Below are 21,355 nucleotides of genomic sequence, written 5' to 3'. Positions count from 1 at the left end.
AGTTGATTAGGACTTGCGGTATTCCATCGGGGAAATACCCATGTGCTTTTTAAAGAATTTTCCAAATGTAGACTGATCGGAAAAATGCAGAATGTCTGCGACCTGTTGCACAGTTGCCTGCGGAGCCTTCAACAAGATCTTCGCCTCAACGATCAATGCATCGTCAATCCATTTATTAGCAGATTTTCCGGTCAGTTCCTTTAAGATCAAAGACAGATATTGCGGAGTGATAAAAAGCTTCTCTGCATAGAAAGTAACCACATGCTGCTCTTTACAATGTTCAAACAGCAATTGAAGGAACTGTTCGAAAAGTTCTTCTTTGCGGGAAAGAGCCGGCATTAACAGACCATCTTTTTTTCCCATAAATATATTGGCAATCTCCAGAAGGAACCCGACAAAAGAATTCTGCATCACTTCTTTCTGGAAAAAATGAGTCCGGTTCTTTATTTTAGTCCTCAGCAACTCGATGTAATTGTCCACCAACTCCGTTTCCTCCGGTTCGAAAGTCGTACAGGGGTTTTTTCTCAATTGCATATAATTAGCCATTGAAGGGCTACGCTTCGCCGTATTACATTCATCAAGAAATTCACGGGAGATAACCAAAAGCTTCCCTTTAAAATCTTTACTAATCTTATTGAGTTGTATCGTATGCGTCGGCATAATAATAGTAAAGCTATTAGTTCCTATAGTATAAGGGACATAATCCAATGCTATTTCCGAAGAGCCTTCCAACACCAGGACCATCAACAGTGCATCCAATCGCATCGGCATAGTATGTTCATAGACTTCCTGATCATCAACTCCCTGATTACCATCAATATCGGCTATCAGAAATATATCCTGGAAACTGTCGCGAATTATTATACCCCTATTTAACTCTGCGAACTTTATTAAAGGGAGATTTTCCATAATTTTATATTTTACTCATCATTATAGTCTGCACAAAGATAGGTATTGTTTACAATCCCGCAAGGAATTTGTTTCATTTTTCACCAATTCAGATGTTTTTTTCACCTATAAGCCTTTATTTATCAAAAACACCTTTCGTTTCAAACCAATCCTGTAACAGAATAAACCTTTTGAGTTTTCTAAATTAGACAGAACTTTGTCACCGAGCATAATGGCTGATGATTCAAAAAAATAAATATGACAAAAGAACAAGTTATGACGACGGCATTGGATCTGTTCTCACAATACGGTATCAAGAGTGTGAGCATGGACGATATTGCCCGGAATATCGGTATTTCAAAACGTACGATCTATGAATTCTTCGAAGACAAGGAAACATTATTACAGGAAGCTATCAAATCCTATAATAATAGCATGCGAAGCACACTTGCCGAACTGGAAAAAGGTCCATACACGGCTCTCGATGTTTTCGTCCTGTTCTACGAAGATTTTATGAAACGCCCCCGTTGGTACAATAAAAAATATTATGATGATCTGAAACGTTATCCGAAAGCATTGGAACAGGTAGAGAAAGACAAAGCGGATTTCACTAAAAGATGTATCAAGTTACTCAATCGGGGAGCTAAAGAAGGTGTTTTCCAAAAAGATGTAAATATCGAAATATTAGCTTTGCTGGCAAAAGAACAATTGAAAATGATCCGCCCGTCGAAAACATTTCTGAACCATTCGGTGGCAGAAGTATTCCAGACGGTATTGTTTACCTTCCTCCGGGGTATATGCACAGAGAAAGGCCTGACGATTTTGGAGCGTTATGCTTTGAAACACTCGCAGGACATATTATTAAGTGAAGAGTAATAGGAATTTTATTCAAAATCAAATCTAGTTTAAATGAAACGAGTATTAATTACTAAGAAGATGATGTGGGTAGTCATGATGTTGCTGCCTTCTCTGGTCTTTTCTACGGTGAAAGCACAGGATGTCCTGAAGCTCGACCTGGAAAAAGCATTGGAGATAGCGTTAAGTGAAAACCCGACCGTAAAAGTCGCTGACAAAGAGATCGAAAAGAAAAAGTATGCACAGAAAGGTACATATGCCGCTCTGTTCCCTCAGATTAATTTTACAGCCGATTATACCCGCACGTTGAAAAAGCAGGTGATGTATATGGATGGTTTCGATATGGGTGGCGGCAGTGACGAACCGACGCCTGGTATGGAAGGTATCGATATGAGCAAAGGTATTGAGGTTGGCCGTGATAACAACTGGACTACCGGCTTCAATCTATCGATGCCCCTTGTCAACGCTACATTATGGAAAAGCCTCAGCATATCTGCCCTCGACGTGGAACTGTCTATAGAGCAGGCCCGGTCATCCAAAATATCGATGGTAAATCAGGTTAAGAAAAGCTTCTATGCCGTTTTACTGGCAAACGATTCTTATCGTGTTTTCAAGGAAAGCTATGATAACGCGATGGAAAACTATCTGGATATCAAAAAGAAATATGACCAGGGAACGGTAGCCGAATACGATCTGATCCGTGCAGACGTGACCGTAAAGAACAGTGAACCGAATATGCTCCAGGCAGAAAACTCGCTCACATTGGCTAAATGGCAATTAAAGGCACTCCTGGGAATGGATCTGGAAATGGCTATCGACTGCGAAGGAGAACTGGCCGATTTCGAATCAGTCCTGTTTGCGGACTATATGGCAACCGATACGACATTGGCTGGCAACACCGATTTGAAACAGATCGATCTGCAGATGCAACAGTTGAAAAAGACTTTGACCATGCAGAAGTTCGACTATCTACCTACATTATCGCTCACAGGTATGTACCAGTGGAATGCCATGAACAATGATTTCAAGTTCAAGAACTATAACTGGACTCCTTACTCGATTGTCGGTGTATCGCTTACAGTTCCTATCTTTTCCGGAGGCAGCAAATATCATAAGATCAAGCAGACACAGGTATCCATGCATCAGATGGATTTGCAGCGCGACGATACGAAACGCAACCTGCAGTTGGCTATCAAACAATATCTGGATAATATGAAAACCTGCGTGAAACAATTCGATGCCGCTCAGAAAGGTGTCGAACAGGCAAACAAAGGATATAAGATCGCCCAGAAGCGCTATGACACAGGAGCCGGAACATTGCTTGAAATGAACGATGCGGAACTGGCACTGACACAAGCGAAACTGAATCTGAACCAGTCCATCTACAATTATATGGTAGCTAAATCGGATATGGAAAAAGTCTTAGGTCAGGAACAAACGAATTAAGAAACAAGAATGAGAACAAAAATAAAAACAGTTTACAATATGAAAACACGTGAAATGCTGAAAGTTGTACCGCTCGTAACATTAGCCCTGCTGATGTCATGTTCAGGTGAAAAGAAAGACACAGCAACAGATACCACTGATGAAAAAGTAAAAGTGAAGATAGAGCAGGTATCGGCTCAGGATGTAGACCAGATAGCGGAATTTACTGCAACCGTAGAGGCAAATATTAAAAACAATATTGCCCCTCAGTCACCGGTTCGTATCGAGAAGCTGTTTGCCGAAGTTGGCGATCATGTAAAAGAAGGCCAGGTACTCGTTAAAATGGATGAAACAAACCTGAAACAAGCCAAAATACAATTGGATAATCAGGAAATCGAGTTCAACCGTATCGACGAACTATACAAGGTAGGCGGTGCGTCCAAGTCAGCCTGGGATGCCCAGAAGACCCAACTGGATGTAAGCCGTGCAAGCTATAAAAACCTGCAGGAAAACACGAAACTGTTAAGCCCTATCACAGGTATCATCACTGCCCGTAATTATGACAGCGGCGACATGTACAGCGGCGGCGATCCGATCTATACGGTAGAACAGATCCGTCCGGTCAAGCTACTCGTAAATGTTTCCGAAAGTTACTTTACACAGGTGAAGAAAGGAAATGAAGTGGATATAAAACTAGATGTATATGGTGACGAAATATTCAAAGGCAAAGTAAGTCTGGTTTATCCGACCATCGATTCTTCTACCCGTACTTTTCCGGTAGAGATCAAGATTGCCAACACCGACGAACGCGTACGTCCGGGAATGTTTGCACGTACAACGATGAATTTCGGTACACGTAACCACGTAGTTACACCGGATCAGTCCATCGTAAAACAATCCGGATCGGGTGACCGCTACATCTATGTTTACAAAGATGGAAAAGTATCCTACCAGAAGGTAGAATTGGGACGCCGTATGGGGAACAAATACGAAATCGTATCCGGCGTAGAAAATGGTGACCAGGTGGTAATAACCGGTCAGAACCGTTTGACTAATGGAATGGAAGTAGAAATTGACAAGTAAGAAATAATACTATATGAGTTTATATGCAACAGCGGTAAAAAAGCCGGTAACCACCGCCCTCGTATTCGTGGCTGTGGTGATTATGGGGCTTTTTTCCTTAACCCGATTATCAGTCGACTTGCTCCCGGAGATCGAGACCAACATGATCATGGTCATGACGGCTTATCCCGGAGCCAGCGCCACAGATATTGAAATGAACGTATCCAAACCATTGGAGAACGTATTGAACAGTGTGAGTGACCTGAAACACATCACCTCACAGTCCCGCGAAAACATCTCTATCGTTACACTGGAATTTGAATACGGTACCGATATCGATGTCGCGACCAACGACGTCCGGGATAAACTGGACATCGTAGAATCGTCTCTGCCAGATGATGTGGAAAACCCGATCATCTTTAAGTTCGGTACCGACGATATTCCAATCCTGTTGCTTTCGGTAACAGCAGAGGAAAGTACCAACGCCCTTTACAAAATCCTGGACGATAAAGTATCCAACCCGCTGGCACGTATCAGCGGAGTAGGTGCCGTATCTATTTCCGGTGCTCCGATCCGTGAAGTACAGGTATATTGCGACCCTTATAAATTGGAAGCTTATGGGTTGACCATCGAAGGAATCTCCTCTATCATTGCACAGGAGAACCGCAATACACCGGGTGGTAGCATAGATATCGGTTCAAACACCTATACACTCCGTGTACAGGGTGAGTTCACCGATGCCAAACAAATGCTGGACCTGGTAGTAGGAAGCAATAACGGTAAAAATGTGTATCTGCGCGACGTAGCACAGGTAAAAGACTATATCGAAGAACGTGCCCAGGAAACCTTCAACAACGGAGGTAAAGGGGGTATGATCGTTATCCAGAAGCAGTCCGGAGCAAACTCTGTGAATATCGCAAAGAAAGTTCACGAAAAACTGCCGGAAATACAGGCCAGTTTGCCATCCGACGTACAACTGGGTGTCATCGTCGATACCTCGACCAACATCCTGAATACGATCGACAGTTTGCAGGAAACGATCATGATCACTTTCATTGTCGTTATGTTGGTGGTATTCATCTTCCTGGGACGCTGGAGAGCGACATTTATCATTATCCTGACAATCCCGATCTCACTGATCGCTGCATTCGCTTACTTGCTGGCATCCGGCAATACACTGAACATCATCTCGTTAAGTTCATTATCTATTGCAATCGGTATGGTGGTGGATGATGCCATTGTGGTATTGGAGAATGTCACGACGCATATTGAAAGAGGTAGTAAGCCGAAGCAGGCAGCCGTACACGCAACCAACGAGGTGGCTATCTCCGTAATCGCTTCTACATTGACTATGTTGGCTGTGTTCCTGCCATTGACAATGGTGACCGGTATGGCCGGTATCCTTTTCAAACAGTTAGGCTGGATCGTTAGTATCATCATGATCGTATCGACAGTAGGAGCTTTGACTTTGACACCGATGCTTTGTTCTCAGTTGTTACGTCTCGATCCGAAGAAAGGACGTTTGTACGTTTTGTTCTTCACTCCTATCGAGAAAGCACTGAACGCATTAGATGTTGCTTACGGACGTTTCCTGACTTGGGCTGTCCGCCATCGTAAAACGGTTATCACAGGCGCCGTCCTGCTCTTTGTAGGTAGTATGATGCTGATCCCGGTAGTAAAAACAGAGTTCTTCCCTACACAGGATAATGCCCGTATCGGTATCACGATCGAAATGCCGATCGGTACTCGCCAGGAGATCACACGTGAACTGGCTTTGCGTATCGACAAACAATTCCGTGAGAAATATCCGGAAATCCTGGTACTGAACTTTACAGAAGGACAGGCCGATACCGATAACACATTCGCACAGTTGAGCGACAACGGTTCACACATCATTGAAATGAATGTCAACCTGAGCAGTGTCGGCGACCGTGAAAGAGGATTGATCGAAATCTGCGATATGATGCGTAAAGACCTGGCAGAATACTCCGAGATCAAAGAGTACAAGGTATTGGCCGGTGGTCAGTCTGGTTCTATGGGTGGTGAGAATGCAGTAGATATAGAAATCTACGGCTTCGACTTTGCCAAGACGGATGCTGTTGCAGCAGATCTGTCAAGACGTCTGGAAGGATTGAAGGGATGTTCACAGGTTAACATCAGCCGTAAAGATTATATCCCGGAATATCAGGTTGACTTCGACCGCGAAAAACTGGCAATGAACGGCCTGAACGTTACCACAGCTTCTTTGTATCTGCGTAACCGTATCAATGGTTCCACCGCTTCCAAGTATCGTGAAGACGGTGACGAGTATGATATCAAAGTACGTTATGCTCCCGAATTCCGCCAGTCTATCGAAGATATCGAAAATATCATGATCTATAACAATGCCGGACAAGGGGTTCGCATCCGCGATGTAGGTAAAGTTGTAGAACGTATGACACCGCCGACTATCGAGCGTAAGAACCGTGAACGTCTTATCACCGTATCTGCCGTTGTCGGTCAGGGTGCTGCATTAAGCGACCTGGTATCTGCCGTTCAATCCGAACTGAAGAAGATGGATATCCCGTCTGATGTAAGCTGGCAGCTGGGAGGTACATTCGAAGACCAGCAGGATACATTTACCGACCTGGGTATATTGATGGTACTGATCATCATCTTGGTATTTATCGTGATGGCGGCTCAGTTCGAATCGCTGACCGATCCGTTCGTGATCATGTTCTCCATCCCGTTTGCTTTTACCGGTGTAATTCTGGGATTGGCAATCACACAGACACCACTCGGGGTGATGGCTTTGATCGGTGTGATCATGTTGATGGGTATCGTTGTAAAGAACGGTATCGTGCTGATCGACTACACGATCCTATGCCGCGAACGCGGAATGAGTATTCTTACTGCTGCAGTTGCTGCCGGTAAATCCCGTCTCCGTCCGGTATTGATGACCACCCTGACTACCGTACTCGGTATGATCCCGATGGCTATCGGTACAGGTGAAGGTGCTGAAATGTGGCGTTCGATGGGTATGACGGTTGCATGGGGACTTTCAGTATCCACTTTGATCACACTGGTTATCGTACCGACGGTATATTGCGTATTTGCCGGAAACGGTGTAAAACGCCGCCGCCGTAAGATCGCCAGGTTGAACCATCTGGAACAATTATAAATTACTGACCGCAGATAATGCTGAGTCTGCAGAATCTGCGGTCAATAATACGGATTTTTATACCGTCTTTATAACATTAAATAAAAGAACAATGAAAGCTATATTCATATCATTCAATCAGGCCTATTACGAGATGATCCTCAGTGTTATGGATCGTAATAATATCCGTGGTTTCACTCATTGGGAAACAGTACAGGGCCGTGGCAGTAAGAATGGCGAACCTCATTACGGTAGCCATGCCTGGCCAACCCTCAACTCCGCTATACTGGCAATGGTAGACGATGAAAAAGTCGATCCTTTCCTGGACCTGCTCCACAAAATGGATATGCAGACAGAAGCTCAGGGACTACGTGCATTCGTATGGAACATTGAAAAATCAATTTGACGGTTATGGAAGCACCTTCTACAACCACATTCAAATTGAGCAGGCATAAAAAGAGAGGGTTGTTTCTGACAACGATCCTCTCTGCCCTGATCGGTGCCGGAGCTTTGTATGCTGCTCATGACCTCAAATATGGGGAAGGACGTTTTGTCTTTATCTTCATCGGTGTCTTTGCTTTACTCACGACATTTTTCTGCTTAATCAGCTATTCATTCCTGACCCGCGAAAGTTTCAAGGCGATCTATATCTCCGACGAAGGGATCAATGATATATCGACAGGCAACCGGATCGGCACAATTTTGTGGAAAGATGTTGACAATATCAAAATAATGGACGACCTTAGCAATCTGAAACGTAAATATATCGTGCTGAAGGTAAAAAATCCGAACGAATATATTGACCGGGAGCCCACACGTAGCAAGAAGCGTTCCCTGGAACTGAAGCTTCAATACTACGGATCGCCTATTTGTATCTCCGACCGCGCGTTGGATTGTACATTTAAGGAACTCGAAAAGGCTGTATTCGAGAAATACAACCACTATAAAACATTACATAAAGAAGCATAATCTTATTACTCGATTTGAAATGACCCTTGATGAGTTTAATATATTGCTGATTATAATGGCGGTCATTGCCGCCATTGTTTTTGTTACCCTTTACTTCGTAGAAGCCGGATACGGTATGTTATTCGACAAAAAATGGGGTATCCCTATACCAAACAAAATAGCCTGGATCTGTATGGAAGCACCTGTCTTCGGGGTGATGCTCTTCCTCTGGAGCCAGTCTGAACGGCAATTTGAAACCGTTCCTCTACTCTTCTTCCTGTTCTTCGAACTACATTATTTGCAACGGGCATTCATATTCCCCTTACTGATCAAAGGCAAGAGCAAAATGCCTGCGGGTATTATGACAATGGGGATTGTCTTCAACCTGCTGAACGGTTATATACAAGGTATGTGGATATTCTACCTCGCCCCCGAAAATATGTATTCAGTCCAATGGCTGACCACTCCGCAATTCATTATCGGAACGCTGATGTTCTTTAGCGGCATGTGGATCAACTGGCGGTCAGACTATATCGTCCGCCATCTCCGCAAACCGGGCGACACCAACCATTATCTACCTAAAGGAGGTATGTTCAATTACGTAACCTCGGCCAACTATTTCGGCGAACTGGTGGAATGGTGCGGCTTTGCCATCCTGACCTGGAGTGCCAGCGGAGCCTTGTTCGCCTGGTGGACATTCGCTAACCTGGTGCCTCGTGCCAATACGATCTGGCACAAGTACAAAACCATGTTCGGTAAAGAGGTCGGAAACCGGAAACGAATCATTCCATTTATTTACTGATTATATAAAATACAACTATAAATAACTGGTTATTAATATGAATAAAGAATCTATGCTATTCACCCCGGCCTCTATCGGTCCGCTCACACTCAGGAATCGTACGATCAGGGCGGCCGCTTTCGAAAGTATGTGCCCGGGGAACGCTCCGTCGGAAATGCTATATAACTACCATACCTCTGTAGCAGCCGGCGGAATCGGCATGACAACTTTAGCCTATGCCGCCGTAACGCAAAGCGGACTTTCATTCGAACGTCAGTTGTGGTTACGCCCTGAAATTATACCTGGTCTGAAGAAGATCACAGATGCCATCCATGCCGAAGGTGCTGCCGCTTCCATACAAATCGGACATTGCGGGAACATGTCTCACAAAAATATCTGCGGATGTACTCCTATCTCTGCTTCCACCGGATTCAATTTATATTCGCCGACTTTCGTCCGGGGAATGCGACAGTCTGAAATAGCCGCTATGGCGAAAGCCTTCGGCCAGGCAGTCCACCTCGCCCGCGAAGCCGGAATGGATGCCGTCGAAATACATGCCGGACACGGCTATCTGATCAGCCAGTTCCTCTCTCCTTATACTAACCGCCGGAAAGACGAATATGGAGGAAGCCTGGAAAACCGGATGCGTTTCATGAAGATGTGTATGGAAGAGGTAATGAAAGCTGCCGGTTCGGATATGGCAGTCCTGGTAAAGATGAATATGCGCGACGGTTTTAAAGGCGGCATGGAGCTCGACGAAACACTGGAAGTTGCCCGTACCCTGCAAAACCAATGCGGCGTACATGCCCTGATACTGAGCGGGGGATTTGTAAGCCGTGCTCCGATGTATGTTATGCGTGGTGCAATGCCTATCCGCACAATGACTCATTACATGCCGAACGGATGGTTGCCAATCGGCGTACGAATGGCAGGGCACCTGATGATTCCTACCGAACCGTTCAAGGAAGCGTATTTTCTGGAAGACGCGCTGAAATTCCGGGCAGCCCTGAAAATGCCCCTTGTATATGTCGGCGGCCTTATCTCCCGTGAAAAGATAGAGGAAGTGCTCGGCCACGGATTCGAGTTTGTCAGCATGGCACGTGCACTGCTCAACGATCCGGCTTTCGTCAACCATATGAAAGAAGACGAACTGGCCCGTTGCGACTGCGGTCACAGCAACTATTGCATTGCCCGCATGTATTCGCTGGAAATGGCTTGCCATAAACATATGCAGAATCTACCTAAAAGTATTGTCAAAGAAATAGAAAAACTGGAGTATAAATAATAATGGAAAAAGGAATAGCCATTATAACCGGTGCTGACGGGGGCATGGGACAAGAGATCACCCTGGCACTGGCCAAAGACGGTTTTCAGATCATCATGGCGTGTAAAGAACCGGAGAAAGCATATCCGGTCTGCGAACGTATAAAAAAAGAAAGCGGGAATGAGCAAATAGAGGTCCGGGGGATAGACCTCTCCTCTTTATCATCCGTCCATGCTTTCGCACAAAAGATACTGGCGGAAGGACGTCCGGTCGGCCGGTTAATGAACAATGCCGGAGTTCTGACCACCCATATTCGTCCTACGGTAGACGGATTGGAAACGATTGTCAGCGTTAATTATGTCGGTCCTTATCTGCTCACCCGGTTGCTGCTTCCCCTGATGCATAAGGGAACCCGTATCGTCAATACGGTATCCTGCACGTATGCCATCGGTAAAATAGAATCCGACTTCTTCACCAAAGGGAAGAACGGACGTTTCAACCGGATATCGGTGTACGGAAATACCAAACTGGCCTTATTGCTCTTTACACGCGAGTTGGCGGAAAGGTTAAAAGAAAGAGGAATTACCGTCAACGCCTCCGACCCTGGTATCGTCAGTACGAATATGATTACGATGAATGCCTGGTTCGACCCGCTGACAGATATCCTGTTCCGTCCTTTCATCAAAACACCGCTACAAGGAGCAGCGACAGCCATACACCTTGCCCTGTCGGAAGATGTGAACGATAAAAGTGGTGCATGCTACGCCAACTGCAAAGAGAAAAAGCTGTCGGAACATATCCGGAACCATCCGGCCCAAGTCAAGCTCTGGGACGATACGGAGGGATTGCTTCGTTCCCGTAATCTACTGGATTAAAAAAATATACACGGGACAGTTGGAACGTATTAATAAAAAACATACCTTTGCACCGCTTTTAACCCCCGTACGTGTGATGGGAAAATTAGGAAGCATAAATACTAATTTTGAGTAACACAAAAAATTAAAGAAATGAAGACATTCCAATTAGAAGGAAAAGGAAGAGAAGTAGCTGCTACTTCTTCTGATCAGAAAAGAGCTTTGAAAGCTATGCGTAAAAATCAGGAAATCCCTGCTGTATTATACGGTGGCGAAAAAGTAACTCACTTTACAGTAACTGTCGACAGTGTACGTAAACTGGTTTATACTCCGGAAATCTTCGCTGTTGAACTGAACATCGACGGAACAAAGACTATGGCTATCGTTAAAGATATCCAGTTCCAGGCAGTAACCGATGCTATCATGCACATCGACTTCATGGAAGTTTCCGACAGCAAACCGGTAACAATGGAAGTTCCTGTTGTTCTGGAAGGTCACGCCGAAGGTGTTAAAGCCGGTGGTAAGCTGACATTGCGTATGAGAAAGCTGAAAGTTAAAGCTATCTATACTCAGATCCCTGAAAAACTGACTATCAACGTTGATCACCTGGGCTTAGGTAAGTCTATGCAGGTTGGTGCTTTACACTTCGAAGGTCTGGAACTGACAAATGCAAAGAACGCTGTTGTTTGCGCCGTTCAGTTGACTCGTGCCGCTCGTGGTGCTCAGGCTACTGCTGGTAAGTAATCTGAAAAAGATAATACCAAATAACGTGAGGGAGGAATATTCAGGAGAATGTTCTTCCCTTTCTTATATTATATAAATAATGCAAGAATCATGAAATATCTGATAACCGGACTTGGTAATATAGGCTCTGAATACTGGGGCACACGGCATAACATCGGTTTCCGTGTCGTGAATGCTTTGGCAGAAGAAGCCGGAGTGCCTTTCACGGAAGAGCGTTACGGGGCAGTTGCCCGGATGCGGGTGAAGAACTGCGAGTTGATCCTGCTCAAACCGAATACATTTATGAACCTGAGCGGAAATGCCGTCCGTTACTGGTTGCAAAAAGAGAATATTCCAGTGGAGAATCTGTTGGTGGTAGTAGATGACCTGGCTCTTCCCTTCGGCACTTTACGTCTGAAACCGAAAGGTAGTGATGCAGGACACAACGGATTGAAGAACATACAACAACTCCTGGGAACACAGGAGTATAACCGTCTGCGTTTCGGGATAGGTAGTGACTTTCCCCGCGGCGGACAAATAGATTATGTATTAGGCAAGTTCCCTTCTGAAGAACTAGAACTGATGCCGGAAAAATTGAAACGGGCCATCGAAATCGTCAAGAGCTTCTGCCTGGCAGGGGTACAGATCACGATGAACCAATACAATAATAAATAGTTGACAGATGACGGTTGACACTTGACAGATAGGCTTCGCACTCCTATCATCAATAACTGTCAACTGTCACTTGTCAACTGTCAACTGAAATTGTTATGAATGAAGTAAGAATAGATAAATGGATGTGGGCTACCCGCATCTTCAAAACCCGGACGATCGCAGCAGAAGCTTGCAAGAAAAGCCGGATCATGATAAACGGTGTCACCGTAAAACCATCCCGTATGATCAAGGTGGGAGAAGTAATTCAGGTTCGTAAACCGCCTGTGACTTTTTCCTTCAAAGTATTAGCATTGACAGAACGCAGAATGGGTGCTAAACTGGTGCCGGAATATCTGGAAAATGTCACGACTCCGGATCAATACGAAATACTGGAGATGAATAAGATATCCGGTTTCGTAGACCGTGCCCGTGGCTTAGGCCGTCCGACCAAGAAAGATCGCCGTGAAATGGAGCAGTTCACTGATCCGGGATTGATGGATGATGGTTTCGACTTTGATTTCGATTTTGATTCGAATGATGAATAATAAAAATTAAGAATAAATTCGGCTATTATCAGAATTGAATGTTTCAAAGATTGTCAGTTTGAGCTATCCCCTTATCAAAGAGACTTCGCCATTATAGGTTTATTTGCCGTCAGTTTTAACTGACGGATTAGTAAATGATCTATTTATTTGGACTTTAGTCCCATTTTCAACAGTTTCTTTATGTGATGAGAAATGTGGCTAAAGCCAAAAAGAAAAACAACTTGTAGACCGTCAGTTAAAACTGACGGCAAATGAACCTGTAACTAAGCATGCCTTATTGATAACAGATAGACGATAGACGAATAGACTCCCGTTTTATATATTCGACTGCGAAGCCTAACTGTCAACTGTCACTTGTCAACTGTCAACTGAAAAAGGTTTCACCTTTTTCTATCACTGTTTCTCTTCTGTCAACAATTTCCCCTCATCACTCCATGTCCGCCAAATTCCACTTTTCTTTCCGCGGGTGTAGAACATTTCAAAACGCATGACACCTTTGTCATTCCAGATACGCCAGGGACCATCTTTCTCACCGTCTTTATAAGAAGCCAGACCGATCAGTTGCCCTGCCTCATTATAGGTTCGCCACTCCCCATGAAAAACACCATGATAATACGAGCGAACCTCCGCAATTTTCCCATCGGGGTAATAGATCACATACGTGCCCTCCGGACGGCCATCTTTCAGATACAACTCCATTTTCAGCATACCATCGTCATAAAACTCCGTATAACGCCCCGTATAAGGCGTTGTCTGTGTTTCGTCCGTATAATACTGACCTTCACTAAGTACCAGGTCCTGTGCCTGGATAGCAAAGGTACTTCCGGCAACCAATGTAGATGTTAATAGCAATTTCTTTATCATTTGTATATGTTTTTACAGTTTCCACCCTCCTGCAAGAAAGGTAAAAGGGCACAGGAAAATGTAACATATCCCGGCCCCTGAACCATTATTCAAAAATTCGAGTAAGAAACAATCTGATTAATAAGCTGTATTCTGTGGATCCCAGTTTGCCCATCCGGCTGTCCAGTCGTTGGTTCCGTCGAAGGCACCTTTGTAAGTAACCTTATCGAAGAAGTTGTCAGACAAAACAGAATCAGAGAAATCCGCACCACCGATCTTGTCGACTACCACTGAAGAATAATCAGCGTTTGTTGCAATCAGGTCGTTGCTGGAAGCATATACCTGATTTTTCAAATTCTCTGTTTCAAAATAGCTCTTGCTGTCATCATCCTTGAAGTTTTCCCACATACCGGCAAAGATCACATTCTTTACTGTTGCACCGGCATTTGCATTCTGCAGGTACAGACCATAAGGCCAACCAGTGAAGACAGAGTTGTAAACATTCAAAGAAGAGTTACGGCGAATATGCATAGCAGCCTGGAACTGTCCACCCTTCGCACCATTAGCTGCATCATCCGTTGTATAAAGGATTTCACTTTCCGCTTTACCAGCTGACTCGCCATAGAACGGACCGATCAGCGTTACGTTAGAGAAAATAGGCTTCGTAATAGGCTCGTCTCCTGAGCCATTCGCATCGTTGTCCGACTCAAAACCGTTGGACTTGGAGGTATCGGCAACCTTCGGATCACGAACACCCAGCAAGAACTGCAATTTTCCGGTATAACCGTAATCCGTATCGAATTCATCATCCCAACCTTTATAAGCAATCAGGTGTTTTGCATTCACCGTTCCGCCAAACCATTCGAAAGAATCGTCACCACAATAAGATACCTGGATATATTCCAGTGTCGTTCCGCTACCGACTCCACCACAGGTAAGGCCATTGATCTCTTTATTCGGTTCCAACGGATAACCGGCAAACTCGATACGTACATACTTCACTATACCGGAATTATCTTCAGGCTTGTTTCCACCATAATGAGTACGCGGACCACCTTCTATCTGCGGATCATTTGCATTAACCGGAGCATTACCACATAAGATCAAACCACCCCAGTCGCCATAAGCACGTGAACCGGCAGGCTGGTTCGAAGTAAAGACGATCGGTTTATCAACCGTACCTTCGGCAATGATCTTGCCCCCCGGTTCAACGATCAGAGAACCTTTTGTGGCTTTTTCCCCTTTGATCACCGTACCCGGTTCGATAGTCAATGTTACACCGGAAGGCACATATACATATCCTTTCAACAAATTATTATCCACAGCACGTAGAGTCATATCGGAAGGAATATCTCCTTCCAGCGTTACGTCTTGGCTTTCCGGAGCATCGGCATCAACCGTGACAACACAAGTTGCCGTTTTACCACCGTCGTCAGTCTTAACAGTGATAGTAGCCGTACCTTCCGCTACAGCCGTAACCGTTCCATCGCTAACGGTAGCTACCTTATCATCGGAAGAAGTCCAGGTCACACTTGTCGTAGTAGCATCCGAGGGAGTAATGGTAGGAACCAACTTGGCTGTCGATCCCGGTTTCAACGACAAGGTCGTTTTATCCAATGCAACCGCAGTAACACTGATTGTCGCCGAGTCGTCATCGTCGCTACAAGCTACGTTTCCAAACATTGTGGCTATGCATAATAAGGCAGCCACACCTTTCAATAAAAACTTGTTCATAATAATAAACTAATTTAGTTTGTATATAAGTGACATTATTTAAAATTTAACCGATACGCCCAGATTAACAGTCACGCCCGGACGGTAGCTGCGAACCAACTGCTCCACTTCCCGTTTCGCACCGGATGTTTCCGTCAGTTCCAGAAACTGTTTATACTCAATCTTCGAGTTCAACAAATCTTTGATACCCCCTTTAATCTCCACATACTTGCCCACTTTCTTCGAGAAACTCAAATCCAATGCGTTACGTGGCATTTCATAGATATCAGGGATATCGTCATTCGGGTTCTGGGCAGGGACACCCACTGTTTCGATACGCTTTCCGATGCGGTTATAGAGCACGGAAGCAGAAAAACCTTTATCTTCCAGTTGATAGAATAACCCTGTATTGATCAGATAAGGAGACTGTCCCTGCATCGCCCGGTCGCGCTCAAAAGAGCCTTCGGCAAAATAGACCTTACTATGAATATAGGCGCCATTGAACACCAGGCTCAGGTTTTTCAACCCGATAAAATCCAACTGCTTCTTAATATCCACCTCCACACCAAAAGCCCTGGCATGATCGGCATTGTGATAGGTGTACTGCAAGCCGGAACCTGCTTCACTATACGTCTGCTCGATCGGGTCTTCAAAATATTTATAGAATCCCCCTATCGTCACCGTCTCACCTGTCGACGGGTAAAACTCATAACGCACATCAACATTATTGGTATAGGCATTCTTTAAATTGACATTCCCGGTAATATTGGCATCTAGTGCAAAGTCATAATACACGTAAGGCACCACTTCACGAAATTCGGGACGGTTGACCGAACGCCCGTAAGCGACCCGCACCTGTTGTTTATCAGTCAGGCTATAGGCAACATTCAAGGAAGGAAAGAACTCGGTCGAACTTTGGTCCAGATGGACTGCTTTGATGCCATCCGATTCATAGCCATCCAATTTCAGCTGGTAATATTCCATGCGGACACCGATATTCGCATTCAGTTTCTCTCCATAATTCAACCGGGCTGCCACATAAGCTGCCCCCAGCAGATTCTCAGAAGTATAAGAGTCGCTTTTATTGGTGCTTTCCTTCATATAAATACGGTTTTCGGAAATATTCTCATCCGAAAAGATCGAACTGTAATCCCACTCGGCAAAGCGGTTATATCCACTTCCCAAAAGATTGTAGAGAAAACGGCGTGCTTCAAACGTGCGGTCTTTATATTCCCCATATACACCAGCATTCAAGACGGGTTTGAAAAGCTCCGACACACTGAAAGTATGCTCGTAATTCGTTCCGAGGGAGAAACTGTTATCCGTCAGATCCTGATAATAGCGGGTCGGGTCGGATACATAATATTTAAGTTCGTCATCCTGCTTCCGTTCCATCGACTTGACGACTTTACGGTCCGGCTCCTTGTAGGCGGCATAAGCATACCCCACCGTCCAGTCCAGCTTGTCGGCTTCGTCGTGCCATTTATGTTCACCGCTCAACTGCCCGGCATAGGTGGTACGTCCGGTGTAAAGTGATTCCCATTTCCGGATATTCTCTTCAGAATAGTAATCTGTACCCTGGCGTTGGGAAAGCGAAGAAGTTCCCCGCTGGTTGAAGAAGTTACGGAACTCGAACTTGTTGTTCCCGTTCAGGAAAGACCAGTTGAACAAGGCACCGAGCTTGGTCGTATTCTTATACTGCACATCGTCGTATTTATAACGGTAAGACGATTGGTCGTTCGTCATATCATACGACAGATAGTTATTGTTCTTCATCTCGTAATAATCGTAGCCCGTACTGTAATTCACATTCGTTATATTACCGATCCGCCAGTCACCCAGGTCGAAAAGGCGGTTCATGGTGAAAGTCAGCTTCTGTTCCGGGAGTGCCGTGAAATGGCTGATATCCCACCCCGTATTCACCCGGCGGGTAAATGTAGCAGCGTCGGAAGTACTTACATCATTCAGGTGAGCAGGTGCATTGGAAGGTAGCATGCGTTTACCGGCACCAAAGCCCAGATAATCGACCGCATACCCTTTCGTCAACTGGAAATCGCGGAAAGTTGCATTTGTATTAAAACCCAGTTGATAAGAGATATTGAAGGTATTCCCTTCCGGCACATTCTTCGTCAGCAGGCGGACGAAACCACCCGAGAAATCAGCCGGTAACTCTGCCGACGGACTTTTGTAGACCATCATATTATCGACCAGGGAAGAAGGCAGCACGTCAAAGGAAAAAGCACGGCTATCCGTCTCGCTCGACGGTGTCGTGGCATTGTTCAGCCACACATTATTATAACGCTGTGCCAGGCCGCGAACAACAATGAAGCGGTCGTCCACGATCGTAATACCGGGTATACGGCGAAGCACCTCAGCGGCATCGCTGTCCTGCGTCTTGCTAATCTGCTGGGCAGATATTCCGCTCACTACAGGAAGGCTTTTACGGACGGTATTCAGTACGGCTGTTTCTGTCCCCAGTTTTCGTTGGGCCACTATCACAACGTTTTGCAGTTGGAGGTCGGCGTCCGATAGTTCGATACGCACGACTGCTTCCTGATGAGCTATCACAGCCACATCTTTTATGGTTTGCGTTTTATAAGATACATAAGAAGCGACCAGTGTATATTTACCCGGTTGTACCTTTTCGATACGGAAATTTCCGTCTATATCCGTTATAGCTCCGATTGTCGTTCCTTCGATAGAGACAGTGGCACCGATCAGTGGTTCCTTGAATTTAGCATCTGTCACGGTTCCGCAGATAACACCCGTTTGTGCCCGGGCCGTCAGCGCAAGAAAACTTCCAAACAGCAGGAGAACCAGCATCAACAGCCCTCTCTTTTCACGCTTATTTCTCATTCCTTTACTTGTTGTTACATTTATTTGCCGCAAAAGTAGAGGCGCGATGTTTCAGCCAAATTTAAAAGAGATGACAATACGGTAACGGTTATTACAATTCGTTGACAAATAAATTTACTACATTTGTACCTTTATTAATCAAAAGCGTAAATGACGATTATAAGATGAAAAATACTAAGATTTTTCCAAAAGACTGGCTGCAACTGCATCCATATAAACAATCCGGACCAACCGACCTTTATTATACCCGTATCGCCAATCAGATACATGATATAATGTTACATACCGACCTGGCAAACTCATTCGACAAAGAAGATGTCATCCAGATCAGTATGCGTATGGCGGCTTATTTCGAGGATGTAATCTCCGGCCTCAACATCTGGCACTCTTTCATCACGGAATATAAGAAACAGACAGGCAACTATCTCCCTTTCTACACTATCAGCGACCATTATTACGATGATGAAGCCAACCTGGAAGATGTCCGTTTCCTACTCTGGCACTACACCCAGCAGTATCACGGTGCCAAGAAAGGAACTTTCGTCAATCCGGACAACCCGACGAACGAAGAGACAGGCCACCTGATCTACCAGCTATTCTGCCAGGAGTGGACTACCGCTCCGGAAAACAGCAAGATGCAGGCTTTATTCGCCCCGGAAACATCCTATGAGACACCGGAAGACTACGAAATACTATTGCATTGGTTCCATTACGATTCGTATTTATTCACGGACACAAAATACAACCTGAGCGAAACGATCAAGGAGTTCTGGCGTCAGAACCCGGGTAATAAGGAGAATACGGAGGTGATTATGACAATCCATAATTCGCTGGCTCACATCGACCGTACTGCATTCCTGGCCTATACGTCGCCCAAATGGTTGTCGCTCATCCTACCGGAAACACACCCGAATCACACTTTCTTCGCGGAACAGGCAGAGCAATCGGAAAACTTCATCGACCCTGCTATCAAAGAAAGGGAAGAAAGCAACAAAGATGCCTACAATAAATTTACCGAAGTGGCCAATGGTAAATTGTTATTCTATATGAAGAGCAAGCAAGAGTTCATCGATTTCGCCTCGCAGCAGTTGAAACTGGAAGAAAACGAATATACTCCGTTGGCGAACTGTATCGAATTCGACAAGTTTGCCGTATATGCTTCTCCCAGAGAGGGCCTTCAATTAGTGGTGGACGGTATCGAATATATCAAAGACGAACAGAATCCTTTCTACAATGAGAAAAAGGCTTCCGAACAGGCATTGGCATTCTTCATCGTCAAACATTGCAGCATGGACTTACTGAAAGCCCTCGAAGAACGCGGTATGCTGGCAGATGCGCAGACAAAGAGCCTGTACAGCCCGGAACGCGGGAAAGATATTATTCATGGGAATTGGGAGTTCCTGGCGAAGTATTTTATAAGAGAGATTTAAAAAGAATTATTAGAAAAAGGTTTCACCTTTTTCAGTTGATAGTTGACAAGTGACAGTTGACAGTTAGGCTTTGCGGTCGAATATGTTTTGTACGCGGATGACATGGATTTAGAAATTCCAATAAACAGGAGGACTTGCTTGTTACAGGTTTATTTGCCGTCTGCTTCAGCTGACGGTTTACAAGTTGTTTCTCCCTTTCGGCTTTAGCCACATTTTTCACATAGAGATTGTGTTTAAAATGTGACTAAAGTCCAAAGAAATAGTTATTAACTAATCCGTCAGCTGAAGCAGACGGCAAATAAACCTGTTATAGCGAATCTCCCTCCACTACCTGTCAGCCGGATAGATAATCCCCAACTGCCTCCGTATTTCGTCGATAACCTCCAGAGTAATCAATGAATTCTCATGACTATTAACAGATGACTCGCGTTTACCCGCCTGTATCAGATCCATAAACTCTGCCACCTCATAATAATATTCATTCTTATCTGTCACTGCGCTTATATCTATCGGTTCCGAAACTGCCGTCTTTCCGGCACCTGTCGGGATACGAGGTGTATAAGTAACCTTTCCTATTATATTTATACGATCCAGATTGATATTCCCCTCTTCACCCTGTATCTCCGTAGGAAGATAAGAGTTAGCAATCTTCGAATAAAGGATAGTCGCATTCATATCGTCATACAGAAAATTCACTGCCCCTTGTCCGTCCGCTCCTGAGGAAAGCACGATACCGGAAGCTTCCACCTTTTTTGGCCGTCCGAACAGGACTACCATCGGATAAAGCGTATAGATACCTATATCCATCATCGCCCCATTCGACAATTCCGGCTTAAAGGCATTCAACACAATCCCTTCCTTATACTTATCATAACGCGATGAATACTGACAATAGCAAGAGAAATAACGGCGTATCGTCCCCAAACGGCTTAGATTATCACGAACAGCACGGAAATTCGGAGTCAATGTCGGCTTCATCGCCTCCATCAACGTTACATTATATGTATGGGAAGCTTCGATCATCTTTTTCGCTTCCAACGCATTCGATGCAAAAGGCTTCTCACACAAAACATGTTTGCCATGTTTCATGCAAAGAATACTCTGTGCCGCATGCAGGAAATTAGGGGATGCAATATAAACAGCATCGATCAGCGGACTTTGTGCCATTTCCTCCAGAGAGGTAAAAGTGTGGGGAATCTGATGTTTGGCTGCAAATTCAGCCGCCCGCTCCTGTGTCCGCGAATAAACAGCCACCAACTCAAAACGTTCATCCTGCCGTGCCCCGGCAATCACCCAGTCTGTTATAAAGTTCGTCCCGATTACTCCGAAACGTATCTTGTTATTTTTTGTCATTGTTCTTATCTTTCAATTGTTT

18 protein-coding genes are annotated in these 21,355 nt (G+C 44.9%); 13 read left to right on the top strand and 5 right to left on the bottom strand.

Annotated features, from left to right (window positions below):
* Positions 1-6: 6 nt before the first annotated feature.
* The gene (locus DWW23_RS09105) at positions 7-909 is read right to left on the bottom strand and encodes an AraC family transcriptional regulator (protein WP_122352972.1); all 903 of its coding nucleotides are present in this window, start codon (positions 907-909) and stop codon (positions 7-9) included.
* Positions 910-1,146: 237 nt separating this feature from the next.
* On the opposite strand from DWW23_RS09105, the gene DWW23_RS09100 reads away from it, so the two are divergent.
* The 12 genes from DWW23_RS09100 (at position 1,147) to DWW23_RS09045 (ending at position 13,138) form a co-directional block, all read left to right on the top strand.
* Positions 1,147-1,764: a TetR/AcrR family transcriptional regulator gene (locus tag DWW23_RS09100; protein WP_122352971.1), complete on the top strand. Its 618-nt coding sequence runs from the start codon at positions 1,147-1,149 to the stop codon at positions 1,762-1,764.
* 33 nt (positions 1,765-1,797) lie between these two features.
* Positions 1,798-3,189 carry a TolC family protein gene (locus DWW23_RS09095; RefSeq protein WP_122352970.1) on the top strand — a complete coding sequence of 464 codons (1,392 nt, stop codon included), beginning with the start codon at positions 1,798-1,800 and terminating at the stop codon, positions 3,187-3,189.
* Positions 3,190-3,228: 39 nt separating this feature from the next.
* The gene (locus DWW23_RS09090; protein WP_122353106.1) at positions 3,229-4,251 is read left to right on the top strand and encodes an efflux RND transporter periplasmic adaptor subunit; all 1,023 of its coding nucleotides are present in this window, start codon (positions 3,229-3,231) and stop codon (positions 4,249-4,251) included.
* 13 nt (positions 4,252-4,264) lie between these two features.
* Positions 4,265-7,390: an efflux RND transporter permease subunit gene (locus tag DWW23_RS09085; RefSeq protein ID WP_122352969.1), complete on the top strand. Its 3,126-nt coding sequence runs from the start codon at positions 4,265-4,267 to the stop codon at positions 7,388-7,390.
* A 91-nt stretch (positions 7,391-7,481) separates the two neighbouring features.
* On the top strand, positions 7,482-7,775 hold the full coding sequence (locus DWW23_RS09080; protein ID WP_122352968.1) for a PG0541 family transporter-associated protein: 294 nt from the start codon (positions 7,482-7,484) through the stop codon (positions 7,773-7,775).
* 5 nt (positions 7,776-7,780) lie between these two features.
* Complete coding sequence (locus tag DWW23_RS09075) at positions 7,781-8,338, top strand: STM3941 family protein (RefSeq protein ID WP_122353105.1); 558 nt, start codon at positions 7,781-7,783, stop codon at positions 8,336-8,338.
* Between the two features lie 19 nt (positions 8,339-8,357).
* Positions 8,358-9,119, top strand: a complete 762-nt coding sequence (locus DWW23_RS09070) for a DUF1295 domain-containing protein (RefSeq protein ID WP_187576734.1) — start codon at positions 8,358-8,360, stop codon at positions 9,117-9,119.
* 37 nt (positions 9,120-9,156) lie between these two features.
* Entirely contained in the window at positions 9,157-10,383 is a 1,227-nt protein-coding gene (locus DWW23_RS09065; RefSeq protein WP_122352967.1) for an NADH:flavin oxidoreductase, read from the top strand.
* A 2-nt stretch (positions 10,384-10,385) separates the two neighbouring features.
* On the top strand, positions 10,386-11,237 hold the full coding sequence (locus tag DWW23_RS09060; RefSeq protein WP_122352966.1) for an SDR family oxidoreductase: 852 nt from the start codon (positions 10,386-10,388) through the stop codon (positions 11,235-11,237).
* A gap of 132 nt (positions 11,238-11,369) precedes the next feature.
* Positions 11,370-11,960 carry a 50S ribosomal protein L25/general stress protein Ctc gene (locus DWW23_RS09055; RefSeq protein ID WP_122352965.1) on the top strand — a complete coding sequence of 197 codons (591 nt, stop codon included), beginning with the start codon at positions 11,370-11,372 and terminating at the stop codon, positions 11,958-11,960.
* Between the two features lie 90 nt (positions 11,961-12,050).
* Positions 12,051-12,614, top strand: coding sequence for an aminoacyl-tRNA hydrolase (gene pth, locus DWW23_RS09050; protein ID WP_122353103.1), 564 nt, complete (start codon positions 12,051-12,053; stop codon positions 12,612-12,614).
* Between the two features lie 95 nt (positions 12,615-12,709).
* The gene (locus DWW23_RS09045) at positions 12,710-13,138 is read left to right on the top strand and encodes an RNA-binding S4 domain-containing protein (RefSeq protein WP_122352964.1); all 429 of its coding nucleotides are present in this window, start codon (positions 12,710-12,712) and stop codon (positions 13,136-13,138) included.
* A gap of 393 nt (positions 13,139-13,531) precedes the next feature.
* Here DWW23_RS09045 and DWW23_RS09040 read toward each other — a convergent pair whose 3' ends face one another.
* The 3 genes from DWW23_RS09040 to DWW23_RS09030 form a co-directional block, all read right to left on the bottom strand.
* Positions 13,532-14,002, bottom strand: a complete 471-nt coding sequence (locus DWW23_RS09040) for a toxin-antitoxin system YwqK family antitoxin (RefSeq protein ID WP_122352963.1) — start codon at positions 14,000-14,002, stop codon at positions 13,532-13,534.
* A 117-nt stretch (positions 14,003-14,119) separates the two neighbouring features.
* A complete protein-coding gene (locus DWW23_RS09035) occupies positions 14,120-15,715 on the bottom strand; it encodes an Ig-like domain-containing protein (RefSeq protein ID WP_122352962.1) in 1,596 nt (531 codons plus the stop codon).
* A gap of 39 nt (positions 15,716-15,754) precedes the next feature.
* Positions 15,755-18,550, bottom strand: coding sequence for a TonB-dependent receptor (locus DWW23_RS09030; protein WP_122352961.1), 2,796 nt, complete (start codon positions 18,548-18,550; stop codon positions 15,755-15,757).
* A 164-nt stretch (positions 18,551-18,714) separates the two neighbouring features.
* Between DWW23_RS09030 and DWW23_RS09025 the strand changes: the two genes are divergently transcribed.
* Positions 18,715-19,980 (top strand): DUF3843 family protein, encoded by a 1,266-nt coding sequence (locus DWW23_RS09025; RefSeq protein ID WP_122353102.1) that lies wholly within the window; start codon positions 18,715-18,717, stop codon positions 19,978-19,980.
* 327 nt (positions 19,981-20,307) lie between these two features.
* Here the strand turns inward: DWW23_RS09025 and DWW23_RS09020 are convergent, their stop codons facing one another.
* Positions 20,308-21,333, bottom strand: a complete 1,026-nt coding sequence (locus tag DWW23_RS09020) for a Gfo/Idh/MocA family protein (RefSeq protein WP_122352960.1) — start codon at positions 21,331-21,333, stop codon at positions 20,308-20,310.
* Positions 21,334-21,355 lie beyond the last annotated feature (22 nt).

It is taken from the genome of Parabacteroides sp. AF14-59 (genome assembly GCF_003479515.1).
In the GTDB taxonomy this organism is placed as follows: Bacteria; Bacteroidota; Bacteroidia; order Bacteroidales; family Tannerellaceae; genus Parabacteroides; species Parabacteroides faecis.
Note: the sequence above shows the minus strand (reverse complement) of the source record. Positions and strands in the feature narration are given on the sequence as shown.